Source organism: Streptosporangium sp. NPDC004379, assembly GCF_042873875.1.
Lineage (GTDB): Bacteria > Actinomycetota > Actinomycetes > Streptosporangiales > Streptosporangiaceae > Streptosporangium.
Window position 1 is genome coordinate 352305 of sequence record NZ_JBIAMC010000005.1, and the last position, 23469, is coordinate 375773.

Consider the following 23469-nt stretch of genomic DNA (forward strand, 5'->3'; position numbering starts at 1 on the left):
CCTCAGCGGAGGGCCGCCTGACCGGGGGGCGGGCCGAAAATCCGAAACCGTGCGGAATCAATTGAACACGTTCCGGAGTGGTCCGCAGGCGTGTTCGACGATTTCCGGGGTGCGGCTAGACGACCGGTTCTCAGAGACGCGGCGGAAGGTCAGCCGAGCAGTTTGCGGGCGGCGGCCTCGATGTCGTCCTCCGACAGCAGCACGTGACGCGAGGCGTCTCCCAGGGGAACGAAGCTGTCGGAGGAGGTGACCCGGGCGATCCTGCCGGTGAAGCCCGCGTCCAGCAGTTCGGCGACGACGCCCTCGGAGACCCCGCCGGTACGGCGGGTCTCGTCGGCGATCAGCACGTTGCCGGTCAGCTCGGCCGCGCGCATCAGGTCGTCCACCGGGAGCGGGGACAGCCAGCGCAGGTCCACGACCCGGCAGCCGTACCCCTCGGCGGTGAGCCGTACCGCGGCGCGCAGGCTCATCCGCACCCCGTTGCCGAACGTGAGGATGGTCAGGTCGCGGCCCTCGCCGTAGCTGCGGGCCCGCCCGATCGGAACGTGCGTCTCGGCCCAGCGCGACGGCGGGGCGTACGGCGAGAGCCAGCCGTTGTCGCCGTCGTCGAACAGGTCGCGGGTGTTGTACAGGGCGATCGGCTCAAGGAAGACGCAGACGCTGCCGTCGGCGCGGGCGGCGGCCAGGCAGGTGCGCAGCATCGAGGCCGCGTCGTCGGGCCGCGCGGGGGAGGCCACGACCAGGCCGGGGATGTCGCGCAGCGCGGCGACGGAGTTGTCGTTGTGGAAGTGACCGCCGAAGCCCTTCTGGTAGGCGTAGGAGGCGACGCGGACCACCATCGGGTTGCGGAAGGCGCCGCGGGAGAAGAAGGACAGCGTCGCCGCCTCGCCCCTGATCTGGTCGAGGGCGTTGTGGAGGTAGGCGAGATACTGGATCTCGGGCACCGGCAGCAGTCCGGAGACGCCGGTGCCGAGCGCGAGGCCGAGGACGGCCTGCTCGTCGAGGAGGGTGTCGAACACCTGGCCGGCGCCGAAGCGCCGCTGCAGGCCCCGGGTGACGCCGTAGACGCCGCCCTTGCGGGCGACGTCCTCGCCGAACACCAGCATGCCGGGGTCGGCGGCCAGCGCGTCGGCAAGGGTCCGGTTGATCGCCTGGGAGAGGGTCAGTCGCCCCTCCCGCTCCGGGAGCCTGCCGCCGAACGCCTTCTCCCGGGACGACGCGGCGGTGGACACGGCCGAGGCGGCCGCGGCGACCCGCTCGGGTGAGCGGGGGGCCAGTGGTTCGACGACCTCGGCGGCGGAGGCGAGCCTGGGCCGCCGCGAGCTCTCCAGCGCCATCTTGAACAGGTGCTCGCGCATCGTCTCGTAGTGCGCGAGGATCTCGTCGGGCGTGGCCAGGCCCGCCTCCACCAGCAGCCGGGCCGTGGCGACGAGGGGGTCGCGCCGCAGGTCGGCGTCGATCTCGCGCTTGGTCCGGTAGGACATCTCCACGTCGGAGCCGGCGTGGCCCATCAGCCGCACGGTGCGCAGGTGCAGCAGGGCCGGGGAGCGGTGGGCCCGGACGTGCTCGGCGGCGGCGGCCGCGACGTCGTGGACGTCGGCCAGGTCGCAGCCGTCGGCCGCGAAGTACGGCAGCAGCGGGTGACGGGCGGCCTCCACCCATCCTTCGGGGGTGCGCACGCTGATGCCCAGGCCGTTGTCCTCGCAGACGAACAGCAGGGGCAGCCTCAGCCGCTGGTAGGCGGTGTAGGCGGCGGTGTTGAAACCGGACAGGGCGCTGGCGTGGTTGACCGAGGCGTCGCCGAGGCCGCACACCGCGACGGCGTCCTCCGGCCAGGCGCCCGGCACGCCGAGCGCCCGGGCGCGCTCGATGGCGAACGCCACGCCGACCGCGCGCGGCAGGTGACTGGCGATCGTGGAGGTCTGCGGGATCACGGCCAGCTCGGGGTGGCCGAAGACCTTGTGGCGGCCCCCGGCGATCGGCTCCTCCGCGGCGGCGGTCAGGCCGAGCAGCACGTCGCGCAGCCCCTCCTCGGGCAGGCGTCCGGCCATCGCCGACCTGGCGAGGTAGAAGGCGCCGGAACGGTAGTGCAGGAGCGCGGGATCGGTGGGACGCAGCGCCGCGGCGACCGCGGCGTTGCCCTCGTGCCCGGCGGAGCCGATGGTGTAGAAGCCCTCGCCCTGCTCGCGGAGCCGGCGCGCCGTGACGTCGAGGAGCCTGCTGCCGAGCTGGAACTCGAACAGCTCCCGGCAGCGGGCCCCGGTCAGGGCGGTGTCGTCCCGCACGGGGAGGGCGGGATCCCGCGGCGTCCCCGCGGCGAGGGCGGTCACGGCCTCGGCGAAGTGTGTCTCAACAGTGTCGCGCGCCACAGCTCGATTATGTCCTCCGAGCTGGGCGCCGTCCCGCGCTTGGCCTCTTTGACCTGACAGGCAGGAGTGGAACGGTCTAACTGACACGGATTTTTGACAGTTTGTCATGTTTAACAACCCTTGACCTGTCTAGTACGTCTACTTGAAGTACGACGTGGCACCCTCATGCCGCGTTCAACCAACGGGAGGACACCCGAATGTTGCAACGCACCAGAGCCGCCGTCGCGCTGACCGTGGGCGTCGGAGCACTCGCCCTGGCCCCGTCCGCGATGGCGGCGACAGCGACCGCAGCGGATCCGGTCGTCTCCGATGTACGCATCCGTCCGAATCCGATCGTGGTGACCGGTTCGCCGGTCGGAGCCGACTTCAGCTTCCTCACCAAGGGAGCCGGCAAGGCCGAGTTCCAGGTCAAGGCGCCGGGGGCCAGCGCCTGGACCTCGCTCGAGGTGAAGTCCGCTCCCTACGGACTCCAGACAAGGTGGTTCGCGTCCAAGACGTTCGACGTCAAGAGTCGCGCCGGGCAGTGGAGCTTCCTCGCCATCGCCCACGGGGAGGACGGCAAGGAGGACTCCGAGAGCGGCCGGTTCACCGTCGACGTCAGGCGGCACCAGCACCTCGAGACAAGGATCGCCGAGTTCAACGCGTGGCCGGAGCCGGTGCGCAAGGGCGGCAGGCTCAACGTCAACGGGCGCCTGCTCGTCGACGGCCGGCACGGCTGGCACGGCTACGCGGACCGTACGGTCGACATCCTGTTCCGCGCCGACGGTTCCTCGCGGTGGGAGAAGGTCGGCTCCGACCGGACCGACCGGTACGGCAGGTTCTCCGAGAGCGGGACCGCCGAGCGGTCCGGCACCTGGCGTGCCGTGTTCGCCGGCGGCCACGACGTCGAGAGGGCCTACAGCGGCACCGACCACGTGCGGGTCCTGGAGCCCGAGCCCGAGCGCGGCGCCAGCCGTGTCACCCGGTTCAACGCCTCGCCGGAGCCCGTCCGCCACGGCCGGTACCTGAGCTTCACCGGCAGGCTCCAGGTCGACGACTCCGGCTGGGAGGGCTACCGCGCCAAGGTGGGCCTGTACTTCAAGCCCGCGGGGTCGAGCAAGTGGAGCCACGTCAGGAACACGTGGTCCAACGGCTCCGGCCGCCTCTACACCAAGGCCAAGGCCTACCGGTCGGGTCACTGGAAGTTCGTCTTTGCCGGTGACGACGACTTCCGCCCCGACTCCAGCGGCAGCGACTACGTCAGGGTGATCAGGCGCTGACGTCCGCTCCGGCGCCGCCCCCTCCAGGGGCGGCGCCGGCCGGTCCGGATGCGGCCCGGGCGCTTCGGCGTCCGGGCCGTTCCCATGCCCGGCTCCATGCGCCTCCGGCGGGCCCGGCCGGATCGCGGTCCGGTACGGCCATGCGCTTCCGGCGGGCCCGGCCGGATCGCGGTCCGGTGCGGCCAGGCGGCTTTTCATCCCCCTGGGGAAATCCCATATGATGACGGGTTTTTTGGTGCACCCTTGGCCGTTCGGCCGGTGATTTAAAGCTCTAAGTCCCTTCATGTCGCCATTCACCCCTACGGCCGTGATGGCCTGGTCTTATAGCTGAATACCGTGATATTCCTCCCCAATCACTCATGCGCCGATCGAGATGATCAGTCACTTTTATCGGGGAAGCCATCCGCCTTTCTGAGGGTCGTTTTGCCGTCAGCAAACATGGCCGGTGCGAGCATCTATTCAGAGCATCACCGATCATGACAAGGGGGAGGAATGCTCCGAAAACTTATTCCGCTTCTGGCCGCGATCACCGTGGCCGGATCGATGGCCGCCACCTCGGCGGTGGCGGCGGAGGCCGCGTCCGCGCCCGCCGCCCGCGCGGCGGTGGCCGAGGGGGCGGCCGCGGCGAAGGGGGCGGCCAAGGAGGCCGCCTGCCAGCCCGGTTCGCCGTGCGCGTACGTCAACTGCGGTCCGGGCCGGGTCTGCGTGCCCCATCCCAGGCAGTGCGTGACGCTGCCCTGCCCGCAGTACGACTGCGTGCCCGCGGGCTACCCGAGGCCGCCGGTCTACTACCCGCCGTACCCGTACCCGAGGCCGCCGGTGTACTACCCGCCGTACCCGTATCCGCGGCCGCCGGTGTACTACCCGCCGTATCCGCGACCGCCGTACCCGCCGGTGGGGTACCCGCCGTACCCGAGGCCGCCGGTGTACCCGCCGTCGTACCCGCCACCGCACCCGCTGCCGCGCCCGATGACGGCTCCGGGCAGCTGACACCCCGGCAGGCTCGGCGGCCCCGCCTGAGTCGTTGACGGCGGCGGACCCACGGGTCCGCCGCCGTTAGCGTTCCTTAACCACGACCGTGGCGAGCGCCGCGCGGGCCATCCCGCGCAGCAGCCTGGCCATCAGCTCGGGCGCGAGGTCGCCCGCGCTGTGCGGCGTGGAGTTGAGCAGCCCGAAGACGGCGTGGGTGGCGGCGCGCAGCCGCGCCGCGGGGCAGGAGGGATAGATCTCGCTCAGCACGGTCACCCACTCCTCCACGTACAGCCGCTGCAGGCGCCTGATCCGGCGCCGGGCGGGCTCGGGGACGTTGCCGAGCTCGCGATCGTGCACGGTGATCAGCGCCGGATGGCTGAGCGCGAACTCGATCTGCCCGTTGAGCAGGGCGTCCAGGGCGTGTTCGGCGTCGGGGGCCTCGGTGACGCACCTTCCCGCCGAGGCGTGCAGGCGCTCGCTGACGTCCAGCAGCATCTCGGCCAGCAGGGCCTCCTTACCGCTGAAGTGCCGGTAGAGGGCGGGGCCCGAGACGCCGACCGCGCCGCCGATGTCCTCGATGGACACACCGTGGAAGCCGCGCGCGGCGAACAGCGCGGCGGCGGCGTCGAGTATCTCCACGCGTCGCGAGCCGCGGGCGCGAGCGGAGGGCGGAGCGGTCGTCACACCCGCATGGTAGACGCTGACGTTAACGATGACTAACATCTTCGGTGAAGACGACGTTGTCATCCACCGGCCCGCGGCGACGCGGCCGGGCGGCGGTCGCGGTCGTGACGGCCGGGCCGCCGCGCCGAAGAGGAGAGCGCATGAGTGGCTGGCCGGTGCTGCGAAGCACCTGCGATCCGGGCGGTGACGCCTTCAAGGGCAACGCCGAGGTCAACGAACGGCTGGTGGCCGAGCTGCGCGAACGCGTCGCCGTCGCCGCGCTGGGCGGCCCGGAGCGGTCGCGGGCCAGACACGTCTCACGCGGCAAGCTGCTGCCCCGCGACCGGGTCGACACCCTCCTGGACCCGGGGTCGCGCTTCCTGGAGCTGTCCCAGCTCGCGGCGAACGGGATGTACGGCGGCGACGCCCCGGCGGCCGGGATCATCACCGGCGTCGGCCGCGTCTCCGGCCGAGAGTGCGTGGTCGTCGCCAACGACGCCACCGTCAAGGGCGGCACCTACTACCCGATGACGGTCAAGAAGCACCTGCGGGCCCAGGAGGTCGCCCTCCACAACCACCTGCCGTGCGTCTACCTCGTCGACTCCGGCGGCGCGTTCCTGCCCCGGCAGGACGAGGTCTTCCCCGACCGCGAGCACTTCGGCCGGATCTTCTACAACCAGGCCACCATGTCGGCGCGCGGCATCCCGCAGATCGCCGCCGTCCTCGGCTCCTGCACGGCCGGCGGCGCCTACGTCCCGGCGATGAGCGACGAGGCGGTCATCGTGCGGAACCAGGGCACGATCTTCCTGGGCGGGCCGCCGCTGGTGAAGGCCGCCACCGGCGAGGAGGTCACCGCCGAGGAGCTCGGCGGCGGCGACCTGCACTCGCGGGTCAGCGGCGTCACCGACCACCTGGCCGAGGACGACTCCCACGCGCTGCGGATCGTCCGCGACATCGTCTCCACCCTCGCCCCGCGCACCCCCGCGCCGTGGGAGCGCGCCGCCCCGGAGGAGCCGGCGCACGACCCCCGCGACCTGTACGGGATCGTCCCGGCCGACACCCGCACACCGTACGACGTGCGCGAGGTCATCGCTCGGATCGTGGACGGCAGCCGGTTCGGCGAGTTCAAGGCCGAGTACGGCGCCACCCTCGTCACCGGCTTCGCCCGCATCCACGGCCACCCGGTGGGGATCATCGCCAACAACGGCATCCTGTTCGCCGAGTCCGCCCTCAAGGGCGCGCACTTCATCGAGCTGTGCGACCGCCGCTCCATCCCCCTGGTCTTCCTGCAGAACATCAGCGGGTTCATGGTCGGGCGGGCCTACGAGGCCGGCGGCATCGCCAAGCACGGCGCCAAGATGGTCACCGCGGTCGCCTGCGCCAGGGTGCCCAAGCTCACCGTGGTCGTCGGAGGCTCGTTCGGCGCGGGCAACTACGCCATGGCCGGACGGGCCTACTCGCCCCGGTTCCTGTGGATGTGGCCGAACGCCCGCATCTCCGTGATGGGCGGCGAGCAGGCCGCCAACGTGCTGTCCACGGTCGGCGACGCCGACCCCGACGCCATCCGCAGGCAGTACGAGGACCAGGGCAACCCCTACTACTCCACCGCCCGGCTCTGGGACGACGGCGTCATCGACCCCCTCGACACCCGCACCGTCCTGGGCCTGGCCCTGTCCGCCGCGGCCAACGCCCCCCTCGACCCCGTCGGCTACGGCGTCTTCCGGATGTGAGTGCCCCATGACCAACCCTGCAGCCAATGACCCGACCGGCCCGGGGGCCGCCCGCCCCGGGGCCGGGCCCGGGATGTTCGACACCGTCCTGATCGCCAACCGCGGCGAGATCGCCCTGCGCGTCATCCGGACGCTCCGGCGGCTCGGCGTCCGCTCCGTCGCCGTGTACAGCGACGCCGACGCCGGCGCCCGGCACGTCCGCGAGGCCGACGTCGCGGTCCGCCTCGGCGGCGGCTACCTCGACATCGACCGGATCCTGGCCGCCGCCGAGGCGACCGGCGCCCAGGCCGTCCACCCCGGATACGGGTTCCTGGCGGAGAACGCCGTCTTCGCCCGGCGCTGCGCCGAGGCCGGGCTGGTGTTCGTCGGCCCGCCGCCCGGGGCCATCGAGGCCATGGGCGACAAGATCCGGGCCAAGGAGACCGTGGCCGCGGCCGGGGTCCCCGTCGTGCCCGGCGGAGCCGAACCCGGCGACGACCTCGTCGCGGCGGCCGAGCGGGTCGGCTTCCCCGCGCTGATCAAGCCGTCCGCGGGCGGCGGCGGCAAGGGCATGGTGCTCGTGCGCTCCGCCGGGGAGCTGCCCGAGGCGCTGGCGTCGGCCCGCCGTACGGCCGCCGCGGCGTTCGGCGACGCGACCCTGCTGATCGAGCGGTTCGTGGACAACCCCCGCCACATCGAGATCCAGGTGATGGCCGACACGCACGGCAACGTCGTCCACCTCGGCGAGCGCGAGTGCAGCCTCCAGCGCCGCCACCAGAAGATCATCGAGGAGGCGCCGTCCCCGCTGCTCGACGACGCCGCGCGGGCCCGCATGGGCGCGGCTGCCGTCGAGGCGGCCAGGGCCGTCGGCTACGTCGGCGCCGGCACCGTCGAGTTCATCGTCCAGGGCGCCACCGGCGACTACTACTTCATGGAGATGAACACCCGCCTGCAGGTCGAGCACCCGGTCACCGAGCTGGTCACCGGCCTGGACCTGGTCGAGCTGCAGCTCCGGGCCGCCGCCGGCGAGCCGCTGCCGCTCACCCAGGAGGAGGTACGGCTGCGCGGCCACGCCGTGGAGGCCCGCGTCTACGCCGAGGACCCCTCCCGGGGCTTCCTGCCGACCGGCGGCCGGGTCCTGGCGCTGCGCGAGCCCGAGGGCGTCCGGGTCGACTCCGGCCTGATGACCGGCGGGACGGTCGGCAGCGACTACGACCCGATGCTGTCCAAGGTGATCGCCTGGGGTCCCGACCGGGCGAGCGCGCTGCGGCGGCTGGACGGGGCGCTCGCCGGGACGGTCGTGCTCGGCGTGCCGACCAACGTCTCCTTCCTGCGTGCCCTGCTCACCCACCCCGAGGTGGTCTCCGGGGCCCTCGACACCGGCCTGGTCGAGCGACACCTCGGCGAGCTCGCCGCGGGCGGGGCCGTACCCGCCGACGTGCCGGTCGCCGCCGCCCTGCTCCTGCACCACGAGCGGACGCCCGCCGTGCAGGCCGACCCGTGGGACGTGCCCGACGGCTGGCGGCTCGGGGACGCGGCGTGGACCCCGTGGCGGCTGGAGAGCCGCGACGGCGTGGCCGAGGTGCGGGTGCGCGGGCTCCCCGGGTCTCCCGCCGGGGCCGAGGTGCGCCCGGCCGCCGGGGCTCCGGAGGACGCAGGCGCCGTACGGGCCACGCTGGTCCTGGACGGCGACGACCTGCTCGTCACCCTGGACGGGGTCCGCAGGCGCTACGCCGTCGCCCGCGACGGCGACACCGTCTGGCTCGGCCGCGACGGCGCCTCCTGGGCCCTGACCCGCCACCACCTCGGCGACCCCGGGGACCGCGCGGGCGCGGGCGGCGCGGCCGACGGGGTGGTCCGCAGCCCCATGCCCGGCACGGTCCTGGTGGTCAAGGCCGGGGTCGGGGAGGGCGTCACCGAGGGCCAGCCGCTGGTCATCGTCGAGGCGATGAAGATGGAGCACACCGTGACCGCGCCGGTCGCCGGCGTCGTCGCCGAGCTGCCGGTGCGGGCGGGCCAGGCGGTCGACATGGACGCCGTGCTGGCGGTCGTCCGGCCGCGGGACGAGGAGGAGCAGCGGTGACGCGCGAGCCGTACGCGGTGGAGCGGAACCCGGTGCGTGAGCCGTGCACGACGGCGGGACGGGAGGCGTGATGCGTGAACCGTACGCGGTCCGGGAGGCCGGGCTGCCCGACCGGGTCACGATCTACGAGGTCGGGCCGCGCGACGGGCTGCAGAACGAGCAGGCGGTCGTGCCCGTCGGGGTCAAGGCCGAGTTCGTCGCCCGGCTGGCCGCGGCCGGGCACCGGGTGATCGAGACGACCAGCTTCGTGCACCCCAGGTGGGTGCCCCAGCTCGCCGACGCCGCCGAGCTGCTGGGCCTCGTCGAGAAGGTCCCCGGCGTGCGCTACCCGGTGCTCGTCCCCAACGAGCGCGGCCTGGACCGGGCGCTGGAGCACGGCGTCGAGGAGATCGCGGTCTTCGCCAGCGCCACCGAGACCTTCGCCCGCCGCAACCTCAACCGCACGCTCGCCTCGCAGTTCGAGATGTTCGAGCCGGTCGTGGCGCGGGCGCTGGAGCACGGCCTGCGGGTGCGGGCGTACGTGTCGATGTGCTTCGGCGACCCCTGGGAGGGCCCCACCCCGGTCCGCCAGGTCGTCGAGGTCGGCCGCAGGCTGCTCGACATGGGCTGCTTCGAGCTGTCGCTCGGCGACACGATCGGCGTCGGCACCCCCGGGCACGTCACCGCGCTGATCGGCGCGTTCGGCGGGCCCTCCGGGCTGGCCGTGCACTTCCACGACACCTACGGTCAGGCCCTGGCCAACACCCTGGCCGCGCTGCGGGCGGGCGTGACCGTGGTCGACGCCTCCACCGGCGGCATCGGCGGCTGCCCGTACGCCGGGAGCGCCACCGGCAACCTCGCCACCGAGGACCTGGTGTGGATGCTGCACGGCCTCGGCGTCGAGACGGGTCTCGACCTCGCCTCACTGGTGGAGACCAGCACCTGGCTGGCCGCGAGGCTCGGCCGTCCCAGCCCTTCCCGGGTCGTCCAGGCGCTGGGGGAGACCCCCACCGGCGCGGCCGGCCCCGACGTCAAGGAGTAGTGACGATGCCCAAGCTCGGCGACGAGTACGAGGACCTGCGCAAGACCGTCGAGGCGTTCGCCCGCGACGTGGTCGCCCCGGTGATCGGGGACTTCTACGAGCGCGAGGAGTTCCCCTACGACATCGTGCGGCAGATGGGCGCGATGGGCCTGTTCGGCCTGCCGATCCCCGAGGAGCACGGCGGCATGGGCGGCGACTACTTCGCCCTGTGCCTCGCCCTGGAGGAGCTGGCCCGCATCGACTCCAGCGTGGCCATCACCCTGGAGGCCGCGGTGTCGCTGGGCGCGATGCCGATCTACCGGTTCGGCACCGACGCCCAGCGCGCCGAGTGGCTGCCCCGGCTGGCGGCGGGCGAGACGCTCGGAGCCTTCGGCCTCACCGAGCCGGGCGGCGGCTCCGACGTGCCCGGCGGCATGCGCACCACCGCCGTGCTGGACGGCGACGAGTGGGTGATCAACGGCTCCAAGGCGTTCATCACCAACTCCGGCACCGACATCACCGGCGTCGTCGGGGTGGCCGCCATCACGGGCAGCCGCCCGGACGGCAGACCGGAGATCTCCACGATCCTGGTGCCGTCGGGCACGCCCGGCTTCACCGTCTCCAAGAAGTACTCCAAGGTTGGCTGGAACGCCTCCGACACCCGCGAGCTGTCCTTCTCCGACTGCCGGGTCCCGGCGGCCAACCTGCTCGGCGAGCGGGGCAGGGGCTACGCCCAGTTCCTGCAGACCCTCGACGAGGGCCGCGTCGCCATCGCCGCCCTCTCGGTCGGCCTGGCCCAGGGCTGCGTGGACGAGTGCCTGCGCCACGTCCGCGAGCGTCAGGCGTTCGGCCACCCGATCGGCCACTACCAGGCCATCCAGTTCAAGATCGCCGACATGGAGGCCAGGACCCACACCTCCCGCCTGGCCTACTACCACGCCGCCGAGCGGATGCTGGCCGGGGAGCCGTTCAAGAAGGAGGCGGCCATCGCCAAGCTCGTCTCCAGCAACGCCGCGATGGACAACGCCCGCGACGCCACGCAGATCTTCGGCGGGTACGGCTTCATGAACGAGTACCCGGTCGGCCGCTTCTACCGCGACGCCAAGATCCTGGAGATCGGCGAGGGCACCAGCGAGGTCCAGCGCATGCTCATCAGCCGCGAACTGGGCCTCGCCGACCTCTGATCCATGGTCGACGAGGACGGGCCGGGCGGATGAGATCCACGAAAAGGGTTCTTCCTGATCGATCACCCGCCGGGCCCTTCCCGGAAAGAGCATTCAACGGGCGAATCACGGATCTAGAGATCGCGGTAGACATCGCGACGATCGCCGACGGCCATGACCCACACGAGCAGTAGGCCGTTCTCGACGGTGTACACGACGCGGTAGTCCCCCACGCGGAGCCGCCACCGTGCGCTGTGGCCTTGAAGAGCCTTGATATCGAAGGCCGCGGTGTCCCCGGTGTCCATCGCCTTCTGCGGCTCAGTGAGACGATGGAGGATCCGCAGGGCGTCGGGGCGAGGGATCTTCAGCATCTCGCGTTGCGCGTGAGGAGTGAACCGTGTGACGTACCCCACGGGGTCAGGCGTTCCTGTCACGAAGCATGGCGGCCATCTCTTCGAGGGAGACCGATCCCTCGGTGCCCTCGGACTCCGCTTCGTCGGCCAGTCGGTTGAGCCAGGACTCCTCCGCCTGTTCCGCGATACGGCGCAGATGACGGTACTCACGAATGTCGATCACCGCGACCTCCTGCTTGCCGCGTCGAGTGATGATCGTTGGGGTTTCGTCCCGGTGGGCTCGGTCGATGACATCCGCCAGATGCCTTCGGACCTCCGCCATGGACTCGATCACCGGTTCGCTCATGTAATGAATGTAACCGATGTACATCTAGCCGTTGAAGTACTGGTGAGCACGCCTTCCGTACGTGTCCTGTCTCACCCGGGCTGAGGCGGTCTCGCCGGCCATGAGGCATCTCATCGTTCGTCTCAAACACCTGGAGCATGATCACTAAAGCGTCGATCACCAGGACGCGCGAGGCCGTGAGTGGGAGTGGTGATCGTTAAGGTGGTCGTCATGGCGCTGCCGTCTCACCTCGACCGGTTCAACCGGCGGCACCCGTGGAGCCACAACGACCACTACGGCCGCTGGGTCGCCGCCCAGGTGGCCTCCTGCGGAGCCCGCCACGTCCTCGACGTCGGGTGCGGCACCGGCAACCTCGCCGCCCTGCTCCGTCGTCGCGCCGCCACCGTCACCGGGCTCGAACCCGACCCCGCGACCGCCCGCATCGCGGCGGAGCGCTTCGCCCATGATCCCGCGGTCACCATCGTCCACACCGGCTTCGCCGGGCGCGACCCGCAGCGGCGCTGGGACGCCGTCACCCTCGTCGCCGTTCTGCACCACCTCCCGCTGGTGCCCACTCTCCGGGAGCTGCGTGGCTGTCTGGCCCCGGGCGGACGCCTGGTGGTCGTCGGCTGCCACCGGGAGGCCGGGCCCGCCGACCTGATCACCGCCCTGCCGGCCATGGTCGCCAACCCGATCATGGGACTGGTCAAGCACCCGGCCCGCGCCGATGCGCCGCCCTTGCACATGACGGCGCCCACCGTCGATCCGCAGGAGACCCTGGCCGACATCCGGGCCGCGGTCGCAGGGGAGCTGCCCGGCGCCCGGATCCGGCGTCGCCTGTTCTGGCGGTACACCCTGGTCTATGACGCCCCCGCCGGACGCAGCGGGGCCTGAGCGCCCGCCGGGGTCTGCGAAGGACTCCGACCGAAGTCGCCTCATGATCAGTGAGACGGACAGCGTGTCGGCCGTCTCGTCGAACGTGGGGCACCGCAGGCAGGGAGCGTGTCGTGCCTCATGGACACCGAGATGGGACGGTACGGCTAGCAGTCGCAGCCGCAGCCGTCGCAGCCGCAGCCGTCACCGCCGCAGTTGCAGCAATCACAGCAGTCGCAGCAGTTCCCGCAGTCCGTGCAGCTGCCGCAGTCGCAGCGGTCCCAGCACGACTTGTAGCGCTCCTCGTCCCACGGCGGCCGGTACAGCCCGCAGGTGCAGCAGGTCGTCGCGGCGCACGCGATCGACAGCAGGCCCCCGGGGTCGGGCTTGAGGCGCGGGTCGCGCGGCGGCGCCTCGGGAGGCCCCGGCAACCCGGGGACCTCCTGCCGCTCCCGGCCCGCCAAGGCGAAGACGCGGTCGGCCGAGCGCCGGGTCTCCTTCACCAGCAGCGCCCGCACCAGCGTGCGCCGCTCCAGGTCGAGGTCGGCCACGGCCAGCTCCAGGCCGAGCAGTGCGTCGTCGGCGTGCCGCCGGGCGGTGACGAGATCGGTGCCGGAGGCGGTCAGCGGGTTGTAGGCGCCCGTCGCCCGGTCGCCGTCCAGGTCCTCCACCGCGTCGAGCAGGTGGGCCAGGCGGCCGAAGTGGCGTCCCGCCTCCATGAGGGTCTCGCGGTTGTGCGGTTTCCCGGCGAGCAGCGCGGTGTGCCCGAAGGCGGCGGCGACCGCGTCCTCGGCGGGCGCGGTGAGCTCCAGGAGCCCCAGGCCCGGCGTGCTCTCCAGCCTTGCCTGCGCCTCGGCCGCGCGCAGCAGCGGCTCGGGGACGAACCCGAGGTCGCCGGCCGTACGGGCGCCCGCGGCCGACCAGCGGGCGGCGACCTTCCCGGCGACGAGGGCCACGGGGCGGCGGGCGTAGGCGCCGTCGCCGTCGGCGACGTGGTCGGCGACCTTGCCGGCCGCCAGGATCAGCGAGACCGCCGCGGCCAGCCGTACCCCCTCGGCCTCGGCGACGTCGGCGCCCTTGAACCCGCGCAGGGCGCAGGCCCCGGCCCGGCGGCGCGTGGCGGGGGTGGTCGCCTGAGCCTCGGTGAGGACCGAGACGAGCAGGCCGTCGTAGTTGGTCACCAGCCGGGCGGCGTGGCCGTGCTCGTCCCGCAGGGCGAGGCAGAGCCCGCACAGGTGCGCCATCCACTCCTTGAACAGCCCGCCGCACATCCCGTGCCGACACGGCCGAACGATTCCGAACACATGAGCTCCCTGGTGCGAATGGGATAAATGGTGCCATCTATCGGTCGCATCACGTGCACGGGAAGAGGGCTCCGAGGTGATCCGGACGCGCGCGCCGTCAGACCTTGACGACGACGGCTTCCCGGCCGCAGAGCACGGCGAGGTCTTCGGGGTCCGAGGTGAGGACGGTGACGGGGCCGGGGGCCGCGAGCGCGGTCGCGCAGAGCATGGCGTCGATGGCGTGCCGATGCCCGTGCAGACCCGCGTCGCTCAGCAGGGCCGCCGCGCGACGGGAGAGGGTTTCCGTGACCGGCTCGACGACGATACGGGACAGGGCCCACTCGAGTGCGGTCCTTCTGATTCTCGGGTGCACGACTTCAACGATCGCCGCCGCACTGGTGATCACCCGCATGTCGTCCGCTCGCGCCAGGGCCAGCCAGCCGGTGACGTCACGATCACGCAGAACGGCCTTCGCCAGTCCCTCGCTGTCCAGGACGAGAGTGCCCCCCGACGCGGGCGTGGTGCGGGTCACGCGGCGCTCGACCCGGATGTGCGCTGCTGTTCGCGAGCTTGGTGGAGAAGGTCCCGCTTGGCCTGGATCTCCTCATCGGTCACCGGGCCGTGCTCGGCCTCGGCCACCATGATGAGTTCGTCAAGGTTGTCACGCTCGAGTTGCCGGGCGACCGCGGCGGCGACATATGCGGAAAGTCCTGAAGGTCCACTGCGGGCACGGGCGGCTTCCGCTATGTCGCGAGGCATGCTGATCGAGTACTTCTGAGTAGGATCTGGCATGCTCCTTATCCTACTCGGGATGCTACTGCTTGCGGCGGGACGCCGCGTGATTTCCCGCCTCCCCCACGGCCGGGCCGTGCTCCTCGTCTTCGGGGAGAAGTGAAACTTTCAACGGTTACGGGGGTCGTAGTCGCAGGTCGCGAGTGTGGAACGGCGGGGACGGGCCGTGTTCACTGGAGGCGGGGGAGGGGGACTCGTTAGTGTGGGAGCGCTCCCACCCCCTGCTCAAGGAGTCCCCATGCGAAGAAGGCCGATCCTCGCCGCGCTCGGCGCGGCCCTGGCCGTGGCGACCGGCGTCGCGGCGTCCGTGGCGTCGTTGGCCTCCGGTGCCGCCGCGGCCGACTCCCCCTTCTACGTCGACCCGGAGACCGGCGCGGCCAAGTGGGTCGCGGCCAACCCCGGTGACTCCCGTACGCCGGTCATCCGCGACCGGATCGCCGCCGTCCCGCAGGCCCGGTGGTTCACCACGACCAACACCTCCACCGTGCGAGGCCAGGTGTCGGCGTTCGTCGGCGCCGCCGCGAGCGCCGGCAAGACGCCCATCCTGGTGGTCTACAACATCCCCAACCGCGACTGCAGCGGCGCCAGCGCCGGCGGCGCGCCGAGCCACACGGCCTACCGGCAGTGGATCGACGAGGTCGCCGCGGGCCTGCAGGGACGCCCCGCGTCGATCATCCTGGAGCCCGACGTCCTGCCGATCATGACGAGCTGCATGAACTCGTCCCAGCAGCAGGAGACCAACGCCTCCATGGCGTACGCCGGCAAGAAGCTCAAGGCCGCCTCGTCGTCGGCGAAGGTCTACTTCGACATCGGCCACTCGGGCTGGCTGTCCGCCTCCGACGCCGCCGCCCGCCTGAAGGCCGCCGGCATCGCCGACAGCGGTGACGGCTTCTCCCTCAACGTCTCCAACTACCGCTGGACCTCCACCGAGGTCGCGTACGCCAAGAACATCATCTCCGCCACCGGGATCTCCCGGCTGCGCGCCGTGATCGACACCAGCCGCAACGGCAACGGCCCGCAGGGCAGCGAGTGGTGCGACCCCGGGGGCCGGGCGATCGGCACGCCGAGCACGACCAGCACCGGCGACTCGGCGATCGACGCGTTCCTCTGGATCAAGCTTCCCGGTGAGTCCGACGGCTGCATCGGCCCGGCCGGGCAGTTCGTGCCGCAGCGCGCCTACGAGCTGGCCATGGCGGCGCCGTGGCCCACGGTCCCGCCCACGGTGACCCCCACGCCCACGGTGACGCCCACCTCCACCCCGACCCAGACCCCCACGACGCCTCCGCCCGGCGACCGGACCTGCACGGCCGACTACAAGGTCGTCAGCTCCTGGCAGGGCGGCTTCCAGGCCGAGGTGACGGTACGGAACACCGGCGGGCAGAGCATCAACGGCTGGACGGTGAACTGGACCTTCTCCGGCGGCCAGACCATCACCCAGCTCTGGAGCGGTAAGTACACCCAGAGCGGTTCCGCCGTCACGGTGAAGAACGTCGACTACAACGGCGCCCTCCCCTCCGGCGGCACCACGTCCTTCGGCTTCACCGGCAACGCGCCCGGAACCTCCGGCGCGCCGGCCTCGGTCGGCTGCGCCGCCGCCTGACCCGGCGGCGCGGCCCCTGCCCGGTACGGCTCGCGCGGACCACGCGCCCCCGCGCGCGGGCCGTACCGGCTCCCGTCCCGCCCCGCGGCCCTCACGGTGCCGCGGGGCGGGCTTTCGCGTGCCTACGTGCCCGCCGTGCCCGCCGTGTCCCTCGTGTCCGCCGGACCGGCCTCGGAGGGTGACGCCATAGCCGCCGCGGCCCTGGACATGATCCGCGTCATGCCGGCCAGCTCCTCGGGGGTGAGCCGGTCGATCAGGAACGCGCGGACGACGGCCACGTGGCCGGGGGCGGTCTTCTCCAGGCAGCGCATGCCCTGGTCGGTCAGCACGGCGAGGACGCCCCGCTCGTCGGACGGGCAGGCCGCCCGCTCGACGAGACCGCGTTTCTCCAGCCGTCCGACCTGGTAGGTGAGCCCGCTCTTGGAGACCACGGCCCTGCGTGCGAGCTCGGTCATGCGCATGCGGCGCCCGGGGGCGGCGGAGAGCTTGGCGAGGATCTCGTACTGGGCGTGGGTCAGCCCCGAGTCGGCCTTCAGCTGCTCCTCGATGCGCCGTTCGAGCATGTGCGAGGCGGTGAGATAGGCCATCCAGGCGCCCATCTCGGCCTCGCTCAGCCATGGGGTGTCCTTCACGGACCCAGTGTACGGGTTGTTCAAATTTGAACCAGCGGCTAGGTTGTTGTTCAAATTCGAACTGACAGAGGAGTGGCAATGCTCGACAGGATTCGGCCCTTCGCCCTGCTGCTGGGGAGGATCGGCATCGGAGTGATCTTCCTCGTCCACGGGTGGCAGAAGTTCACCACCATGGGGATCTCCGGGACGACGGCGTTCTTCGAGCAGATCGGGATCCCGCTGCCTGGCCTGGCGGCCCCGGCGGTGGCCGTGCTGGAGGTCGTCGGCGGGATCGCGTTCATCGTCGGCGCGGCGCTGCCGGTGTTCGGCGTCCTGCTCGCCCTGGACATGGCCGGCGCGATCGTCTTCGTCCACGGGGCCAACGGGTTCGCGGCCGACAAGGGGGGATACGAGTTCGTCCTGGCCCTCGCCGCGGCGGCCCTGGCCATCGGCTTCAGCGGCGGCGGGGCGCTGGCCGTGGACGGCCTGTGGCGGCGGGGCCGCCGGACCGAGGCCGTGACCGTCTGAGACGGCCCGCCCGGCCGTGAAAAGGGCCCGGGCGGGCCGGGGGAGGCTCAGCCGGGGAGCTGGGCCTCCAGGCGGTAGCCGTCCACGGTGACGTACACCTGGTCGCCCGGCCGGGCGTTCAGGCGCATGAGCACCGGCTGGAGCGAGTCGAAGACGGGCTGGTCGCGCCAGACCAGCACCACCGCGTTGTCGCCGGGGCCGGTCACCGACAGGAGCGTGCCCGGACGCATGCCGAGCCTGGTGGCGTACCCCTCGGGCACCGCCACCGGGCCGCCCCGCAGGTGCTCGCTGGTCACCTCGATCCGCTGCCAGCGGCTCGGGTCGGTGCCCGGACCGGAGGAGCTCGGCGGACCGGACGGCGGGTGCAGCGGGGTCCGCCGGCTGGAGACCAGGTGCGGGCGGCCGTTGCCGGACAGGGCCGACAGGGTCGCCAGCGCGGCGCGCGGGTCGATGGAGCCGGGGTTGACCTGCGGGATCGGCTGACCGCCGCGATGGTTGTTGTGGGCGTTGGAGCCCGGGGTGCGGCGCGGGAGCTGACCGCCCTGGCCGGGGGAGCCGGCGCCGCCCTGCTGCGGGGAGCCCTGGTTCCCGGCCGGGGAGTTGTTCAGGGCGACCAGCCACGCCGGGGCGGAGTGGGCGCGGATGCCGAGCTGGCGCTCCATGAGCGCGACCACGTCGGCGTCGGACGGCTGCCCGGCCAGCAGCTGGCGGGTCCGGTCGCGCAGGCCGCCGAGATCCCCGACGACCAGCCAGCCGTCCTGGAGCCGCCGGTCGGGCATGAGCGTGACCAGCACCCGCCACAGCGGCGTGCGGAGCGTGGGGACCTCGACCGGGTGCGCCGGGTCGGCCGCGATGAGCTGCTCCTCGGTCGCCGCCGAGCCCAGCCACTCGGTGAGCCCGAACATGTGACCGGTGAGCGGGGCCGACTCCGGCGAGCGCAGCCACAGCAGGATGCGCTCCTCGGCGGTGCGCTGGGCCGCCGACAGGGCGTCGCGGCCGGCGTTGAGCCTGTGGGCGAGCGCGCGCAGGCTGATCGGGTCGACGGCGAACAACCGTTCCACGGCGACCGCGAGCTCCAGCGGGTTCCAGTCGCGGAACATGTTCTCCACCAGGCGGACCAGCGGGTAGTCGCTGAGATCCACCTGCGGCCGCGCCGGCGCCTGCGCCGCGACGGGCTCGGCCTGCGGCATGGCCGCCGCGGCGGGCTGCGGCGCGCCGGGAGCGGGGGACTGGGCGGGCACCGAGACGGCGGGCGGCGCGGCCGGCGTGGACGGCGCGGCCGGGGCCTGCCGTTCGGGGGCCGCCGAGGTCGCCGGGGTCGCCGCCGGGGCGGCCGTCCGCTCGGCCGTACGGTTCTCCGCGGTCGTTCCCGCAGCGGTCCCGGCCTGCTCCGCGAGCCCGGGAACCCCGGAGACCGCAGAGATCCCGGGAACGCGTCCCAGCACCTCGTGGAACACGGCCGTCACCACGGCCTCGGGGCCGATCTGGCCGGGCGTGCCGCCCAGGTCGGCGGAGGTCAGCCGGCGCAGCCGGGACCAGCCGCCCAGCGCGGTGATGGCCGCGCGGGCCGGCTCCGGCCATCCGGGCAGGGTGGGATCGACGGTGTGCACGTGCAGGGCGGGCAGCACGTCGCTCAACGGCAGGTGATCCCAGCGCGACACGGAGAGCCGGGCGAGCCGGTCGCAGATCCAGTCGAGCCCGGCGGTGCCGAGGGCCTTGTTGAGGGTGACCGAGGACCACCAGCCGGCGGGCAGGCGGGGATCGGAGAGGGCTTCGGCGACCTGCTGTGGCCTGCTCCAGCGCAGGGCCGGTACCAGATCACTCAGGCAGATCGATGAATCGGCATCCATCGGTGGACCGCAACCTCCCCAAAGTGACGCATGTGGCTAATGGTGCAGCTTACGCCGCAAGCTATCAATTGGTGATAAGAGGATAAAGCTCGTTGGTACCCACTTCGGACCCGGAGACGCGCGGCCGTCCGCCGACGGCGGTCACCGCCTCGGCCCCGGCCCGGCGTCCCGCGTCCAGCGCGGCCTCGTCGTCAGCCCCTCTCAGCAGGGCGGTCAACAGGCCCGCGGCGAACGCGTCACCGGCCCCGGTCGAGTCAACCACTTCCGCGGGCAGTCCGGGAACCCGGGCGGTCAACTTTCCGCCGCGGGCCATCAGCGCCCCCCGGGAGCCGAGTTTCACGGCGGCGGCGCCGTACCGCAGGCTCAGCCGTTCGGCGGCGCCCTCGGCGGAGGACTCGCCGGTGAGCAGACGCGCCTCGTCGAGGTTCGGGATGACCATCCGGGCGGACAGGGTCTCCTCGACGAACCGCTCGGCGCCGAAGGACCGCAGGAACCCGGTCGAGGCCGGATCGACGCTGGCCGTGACGCCGCGCCGGGCGGCCTCCGCCAGGGCCACCCGGGAGAGCTGGAGCCCCGGCTCGGCGAACAGCGTGTAACCCGAGAGGTGCAGGTGGCCGACCCCGTCGAGCAGGCTCTCGTCCCAGTCGTCGGTGCCGATGTGCCCGCCCGCGCCCCGGTTGGTGAGCATGGAACGCTCGCCGGTCACGTCGACCATGGCGATGACCACCGCGGTCGGCCGCTCGGGGTCCACCCGCAGGTGCGGGCGCACCCCCCGGCGCCGCAGCTCGGCGGCGTGCCACTCGCCCGTGTCGAAGCCGACCCGCGTCAGGATCCGCGCGTCGGCGCCCAGGTGGGCGGCCCAGGAGGCCGTGTTGGCCCCCGAGCCGCCCGGACGCAGCACGATGTCGGCGGCCGTGTCGGTCCCGACGGCGAGGTGGGCCAGGGCGGTGCCCCCGTGGAGCGCGACGACGTCGGTGACCACGTCACCGATGACCAGCAGGCCGGTTGTGCTCACGGTTTCCTCAGTTTCCCCGGCTCCACGCCGCCGCGATCAGCCCGGCGACGCGGGCGTTGCCCCGCACGGCCGCGAGGTTGGCCTCCAGGGAGGCGCCGTCGGTGCCCTTGACCAGGTAGTCCAGCAGGAACGGGGTGATCGCCTGACCGCTGACGCCCTGCCGTTCGGCCGCCTCCAGCGCCTCGGCGAGCACCCGGTCGTGCAGGGCCGGGTCGAGCTGCCGGTCGCGCGGCACCGGGTTGGCGACGATCAGCGCGGTCTCCGGCCCGCCGAGCGCGTCCTGGGCCCGCATGACGCCCGCCGCCTCCTCGGGGGTCTCGATCCGCCAGTCCACCCGCTCGCCGGAGGTGTGCAGGTAGAAGCCGGGGAACTCGCCGGTGCCGAAACCGGCGACGGTGACCCCGCGCGTCTCCAGCCGCTGCAGGGTGGCCGGCACGTCCAGGATCGACTTCACCCCCGCGCAGACGACGGTGATGCGGGTACGGCTCAGCATGTCGATGTCGGCCGACTCGTCCTGGGTCTCGACCCAGCCGCGGTGCACGCCGCCCAGACCGCCGGTGGCGAAGACCCGGATGCCCGCGCGGGCCGCGAGGAACGAGGTCGCCGACACCGTCGTCGCGCCGCTGACCCGCAGCGCGGCGGCGGCGGGCAGGTCGCGGAAGCCGAGCTTGCGCAGCCCCGGCTCGGTGGCGATCCGCTCCAGCCCGCCCTCGTCCAGGCCGATGCGCGCCACCCCGTCCAGCACCGCGATCGTCGCGGGCACCGCCCCGGCTTCCCGGACGATCCGCTCCAGCTCGGCCGCGACCTCCAGGTTGCGGGGCTGGGGCAGGCCGTGGGAGATGATCGTGGACTCCAGTGCCACGACGGGGGCGCCCCGTTCCAGTGCCTCGGCCACCTCGCCGGACGGTCGGAGCACGCTTTCGATGGGCTGCTGGGTGGTACTCATGAGCGGTCTCTGTCTCCCTGTGCGGGCCGGCTCGTCGCCCTTTTGGAACGGTGTAACCGGGATTGCTGCTTCCGGGACGATCACGTTACGGCCGTCCAGGAGGGACGTCCACCCGTGGAACCGCCGGGAACGCCACGTCCGCGCGCCGGTGGCGCGGTGCGGGGCGTGGCCGGGGCCCCGTTCCCCTTCCGGGGCCGACGCCTCCCACCGGCGGCGGGAGGCCGGCGGCGGGAGGCCGGCGGCGGGTGACACCTGCCTCCCATCGGAGAGGTACCCGCCTTACCGTCTGAGCGGCAATGAGAAGTGACCTATAGACCGTTTTGTCACCTTCGCTATATGGTGCCGGACATGGCCGGGCGTCGCCCCCCACCGCCTCCGAGAGCCTTTCGAGGGATGACGAGTGTTCCGTTCCCGGTATGACGCAGTGATCGCGGGCGGCGGCCACAACGGCCTGGTCGCCGCCGCCTACCTCGCCCGCGCGGGCCGCCGCGTCCTGGTGCTGGAGCGCCGGGACCACGTGGGCGGCCTCGCGGTGTCGGCGCGGGCCTTCCCCGGCGTGGACGCCCGCCTGTCGCGCTACTCCTACCTCGTCAGCCTGCTGCCCTCGAAGATCGTGTCCGACCTCGGGCTCCGGCTGGAGCTGCGCCGCCGCCGCTACGCCTCCTACACCCCCGTCGGGAACACCGGACTGCTGGTCGACCACGGCGACGAGGCCCGCACCGCGGCCTCCTTCGCCCGGGTGACCGGGGGTGAGACCGACCTCGCGGCCTGGCGGCGCTTCTACGCGCTGACCGGGCGCGTCGCCGGACGCGTCGCGCCCACCCTGCTGCGTCCCCTCATGGACCGCCAGGCCATGCGCGGCCTCGTCGGCGAGGAGGCGTGGCGGGAGCTGTTCGAGCGGCCGATCGGCGAGGTCGTGGACGAGCGCTTCGCCGACGACACCGTACGCGGGGTGGTGCTCACCGACGCCCTGATCGGCACCTTCGCCGACCCCCGCGACGACGGCCTGCTGGCCAACCGTTGCCTGCTCTACCACGTGATCGGCGACGGCACCGGTGACTGGAACGTCCCGGTCGGCGGCATGGGCGCGGTCTCCGGCGGCCTCGCCGACGCGGCGCGCTCGGCCGGCGCCGAGATCCTGACCGGCGCCGAGGTCCTCGCCGTCGACCCCGCCTCGGGCGAGGTCGCCTTCCGCGACGCCGGTGGCGAGCACACGGTGCGCGGCGAGCGGGTCCTGGCCAACGTGCCGCCGGCCGTGCTGGCCCGGCTGCTCGGCGGCGACGGGATCGCGCCGGAGGGGGCGCAGCTGAAGGTCAACATGGTGCTGTCCCGGCTGCCGCGCCTGCGGGACGCCGAGGTGGACCCGGTGGCGGCCTTCAGCGGCACCTTCCACATCAACGAGGGCCGCGACCTGCTCGCCCGCGCGTACGCCGAGGCGTCCGCCGGGCGGATCCCCGCCCTGCCCCCGGCCGAGGTCTACTGCCACTCGCTGACCGACCCGTCCATCCTCGGCGCCGGCCTGCGCGCCGCCGGGGCGCAGACGATGACCCTGTTCGGCCTGCACATGCCGGCCCGGCTGTTCCGGGAGGACCCGGCCGGGGCGCGCGAGGCCGCGCTGCGGGCCACCCTCGCCTCCGTCGACTCCGTGCTCGCCGAGCCGATCGAGGACTGCCTGCTGCGGGCCCCCGACGGGAGCCCGTGCCTGGAGGTGAAGACCCCGGTGGACCTGGAGGACGAGGCGGGACTGCCCGGCGGGCACATCTTCCACCGGGACCTGTCGTGGCCGTACGGCGAGCCGGGCAAGTGGGGGGTGGAGACCGCCTTCGAGCGCGTCCTGCTCTGCGGCGCGGGCGCCCGGCGCGGCGGCGGCGTCAGCGGCATCCCCGGCCACAACGCCGCCATGGCCGTCCTGTCCTGAGCGCGGTCCCGCCCTGAGCGTCGTCCTGTCCTGAGCGTCGTCTCGCCCTGAGCGTCGTCTCGCCCTGAGCGTCGTCCCGTCCTGAGCGCGCTCCCGCTCAGGACGGGGCCTTCGGCGCGCCCCGGCGACCGGTGGGCGGGCCGTACGGTGTGCCGCC

21 protein-coding genes are annotated in these 23469 nt (G+C 72.8%); 10 read left to right on the forward strand and 11 right to left on the reverse strand.

Annotation, left to right across the window (positions count from 1 at the left end):
- Positions 1-149: 149 nt before the first annotated feature.
- Entirely contained in the window at positions 150-2369 is a 2220-nt protein-coding gene (locus ACFYSC_RS13800) for a thiamine pyrophosphate-dependent enzyme (RefSeq protein WP_389960874.1), read from the reverse strand.
- Between the two features lie 197 nt (positions 2370-2566).
- On the opposite strand from ACFYSC_RS13800, the gene ACFYSC_RS13805 reads away from it, so the two are divergent.
- Positions 2567-3628 carry a hypothetical protein gene (locus tag ACFYSC_RS13805; RefSeq protein ID WP_389960876.1) on the forward strand — a complete coding sequence of 354 codons (1062 nt, stop codon included), beginning with the start codon at positions 2567-2569 and terminating at the stop codon, positions 3626-3628.
- A gap of 492 nt (positions 3629-4120) precedes the next feature.
- Complete coding sequence (locus tag ACFYSC_RS13810) at positions 4121-4618, forward strand: hypothetical protein (protein WP_389960878.1); 498 nt, start codon at positions 4121-4123, stop codon at positions 4616-4618.
- Between the two features lie 66 nt (positions 4619-4684).
- Here the strand turns inward: ACFYSC_RS13810 and ACFYSC_RS13815 are convergent, their stop codons facing one another.
- Positions 4685-5323: a TetR/AcrR family transcriptional regulator gene (locus tag ACFYSC_RS13815; RefSeq protein ID WP_389960880.1), complete on the reverse strand. Its 639-nt coding sequence runs from the start codon at positions 5321-5323 to the stop codon at positions 4685-4687.
- Between the two features lie 101 nt (positions 5324-5424).
- On the opposite strand from ACFYSC_RS13815, the gene ACFYSC_RS13820 reads away from it, so the two are divergent.
- The 4 genes from ACFYSC_RS13820 (at position 5425) to ACFYSC_RS13835 (ending at position 11239) form a co-directional block, all read left to right on the forward strand.
- Positions 5425-6993, forward strand: a complete 1569-nt coding sequence (locus ACFYSC_RS13820; protein ID WP_389960882.1) for a carboxyl transferase domain-containing protein — start codon at positions 5425-5427, stop codon at positions 6991-6993.
- Positions 6994-7066: 73 nt separating this feature from the next.
- Positions 7067-9055: a biotin carboxylase N-terminal domain-containing protein gene (locus ACFYSC_RS13825; protein WP_389961132.1), complete on the forward strand. Its 1989-nt coding sequence runs from the start codon at positions 7067-7069 to the stop codon at positions 9053-9055.
- Between the two features lie 70 nt (positions 9056-9125).
- Positions 9126-10076: a hydroxymethylglutaryl-CoA lyase gene (locus ACFYSC_RS13830; protein ID WP_389960884.1), complete on the forward strand. Its 951-nt coding sequence runs from the start codon at positions 9126-9128 to the stop codon at positions 10074-10076.
- Positions 10077-10081: 5 nt separating this feature from the next.
- The gene (locus ACFYSC_RS13835) at positions 10082-11239 is read left to right on the forward strand and encodes an acyl-CoA dehydrogenase family protein (RefSeq protein WP_389960886.1); all 1158 of its coding nucleotides are present in this window, start codon (positions 10082-10084) and stop codon (positions 11237-11239) included.
- Positions 11240-11352: 113 nt separating this feature from the next.
- Here ACFYSC_RS13835 and ACFYSC_RS13840 read toward each other — a convergent pair whose 3' ends face one another.
- Both ACFYSC_RS13840 and ACFYSC_RS13845 read right to left on the reverse strand, forming a co-directional pair.
- Complete coding sequence (locus ACFYSC_RS13840) at positions 11353-11631, reverse strand: type II toxin-antitoxin system RelE/ParE family toxin (protein WP_389960888.1); 279 nt, start codon at positions 11629-11631, stop codon at positions 11353-11355.
- 4 nt (positions 11632-11635) lie between these two features.
- Entirely contained in the window at positions 11636-11917 is a 282-nt protein-coding gene (locus ACFYSC_RS13845; protein ID WP_389960890.1) for a type II toxin-antitoxin system Phd/YefM family antitoxin, read from the reverse strand.
- Between the two features lie 210 nt (positions 11918-12127).
- On the opposite strand from ACFYSC_RS13845, the gene ACFYSC_RS13850 reads away from it, so the two are divergent.
- Positions 12128-12790 (forward strand): class I SAM-dependent methyltransferase, encoded by a 663-nt coding sequence (locus ACFYSC_RS13850; RefSeq protein WP_389960892.1) that lies wholly within the window; start codon positions 12128-12130, stop codon positions 12788-12790.
- A 146-nt stretch (positions 12791-12936) separates the two neighbouring features.
- Here the strand turns inward: ACFYSC_RS13850 and ACFYSC_RS13855 are convergent, their stop codons facing one another.
- From ACFYSC_RS13855 to ACFYSC_RS13865, 3 genes are all read right to left on the reverse strand, one after another.
- Positions 12937-14073: a DUF5685 family protein gene (locus tag ACFYSC_RS13855; RefSeq protein WP_389960894.1), complete on the reverse strand. Its 1137-nt coding sequence runs from the start codon at positions 14071-14073 to the stop codon at positions 12937-12939.
- A 97-nt stretch (positions 14074-14170) separates the two neighbouring features.
- The gene (locus tag ACFYSC_RS13860; RefSeq protein ID WP_389960896.1) at positions 14171-14584 is read right to left on the reverse strand and encodes a DNA-binding protein; all 414 of its coding nucleotides are present in this window, start codon (positions 14582-14584) and stop codon (positions 14171-14173) included.
- Positions 14581-14844 (reverse strand): CopG family transcriptional regulator, encoded by a 264-nt coding sequence (locus ACFYSC_RS13865; RefSeq protein WP_389960898.1) that lies wholly within the window; start codon positions 14842-14844, stop codon positions 14581-14583. The genes ACFYSC_RS13860 and ACFYSC_RS13865 overlap by 4 nt, the downstream gene beginning before the upstream one ends.
- Positions 14845-15082: 238 nt before the next feature.
- Here ACFYSC_RS13865 and ACFYSC_RS13870 point away from each other — a divergent pair, with 238 nt between their 5' ends.
- Positions 15083-16444 carry a glycoside hydrolase family 6 protein gene (locus ACFYSC_RS13870; RefSeq protein WP_389960900.1) on the forward strand — a complete coding sequence of 454 codons (1362 nt, stop codon included), beginning with the start codon at positions 15083-15085 and terminating at the stop codon, positions 16442-16444.
- A 122-nt stretch (positions 16445-16566) separates the two neighbouring features.
- Here the strand turns inward: ACFYSC_RS13870 and ACFYSC_RS13875 are convergent, their stop codons facing one another.
- The gene (locus tag ACFYSC_RS13875) at positions 16567-17076 is read right to left on the reverse strand and encodes a MarR family winged helix-turn-helix transcriptional regulator (protein WP_389960902.1); all 510 of its coding nucleotides are present in this window, start codon (positions 17074-17076) and stop codon (positions 16567-16569) included.
- Between the two features lie 78 nt (positions 17077-17154).
- On the opposite strand from ACFYSC_RS13875, the gene ACFYSC_RS13880 reads away from it, so the two are divergent.
- On the forward strand, positions 17155-17583 hold the full coding sequence (locus ACFYSC_RS13880) for a DoxX family protein (protein ID WP_389960904.1): 429 nt from the start codon (positions 17155-17157) through the stop codon (positions 17581-17583).
- Between the two features lie 47 nt (positions 17584-17630).
- Here ACFYSC_RS13880 and ACFYSC_RS13885 read toward each other — a convergent pair whose 3' ends face one another.
- The 3 genes from ACFYSC_RS13885 to ACFYSC_RS13895 form a co-directional block, all read right to left on the reverse strand.
- Complete coding sequence (locus ACFYSC_RS13885) at positions 17631-19433, reverse strand: hypothetical protein (RefSeq protein ID WP_389960906.1); 1803 nt, start codon at positions 19431-19433, stop codon at positions 17631-17633.
- 64 nt (positions 19434-19497) lie between these two features.
- The gene (locus ACFYSC_RS13890; protein WP_389960908.1) at positions 19498-20448 is read right to left on the reverse strand and encodes a carbohydrate kinase family protein; all 951 of its coding nucleotides are present in this window, start codon (positions 20446-20448) and stop codon (positions 19498-19500) included.
- Between the two features lie 7 nt (positions 20449-20455).
- Positions 20456-21394 (reverse strand): pseudouridine-5'-phosphate glycosidase, encoded by a 939-nt coding sequence (locus ACFYSC_RS13895; RefSeq protein WP_389960910.1) that lies wholly within the window; start codon positions 21392-21394, stop codon positions 20456-20458.
- A gap of 400 nt (positions 21395-21794) precedes the next feature.
- Between ACFYSC_RS13895 and ACFYSC_RS13900 the strand changes: the two genes are divergently transcribed.
- On the forward strand, positions 21795-23312 hold the full coding sequence (locus tag ACFYSC_RS13900; protein ID WP_389960912.1) for a phytoene desaturase family protein: 1518 nt from the start codon (positions 21795-21797) through the stop codon (positions 23310-23312).
- The last annotated feature ends 157 nt before the right edge of the window (positions 23313-23469 follow it).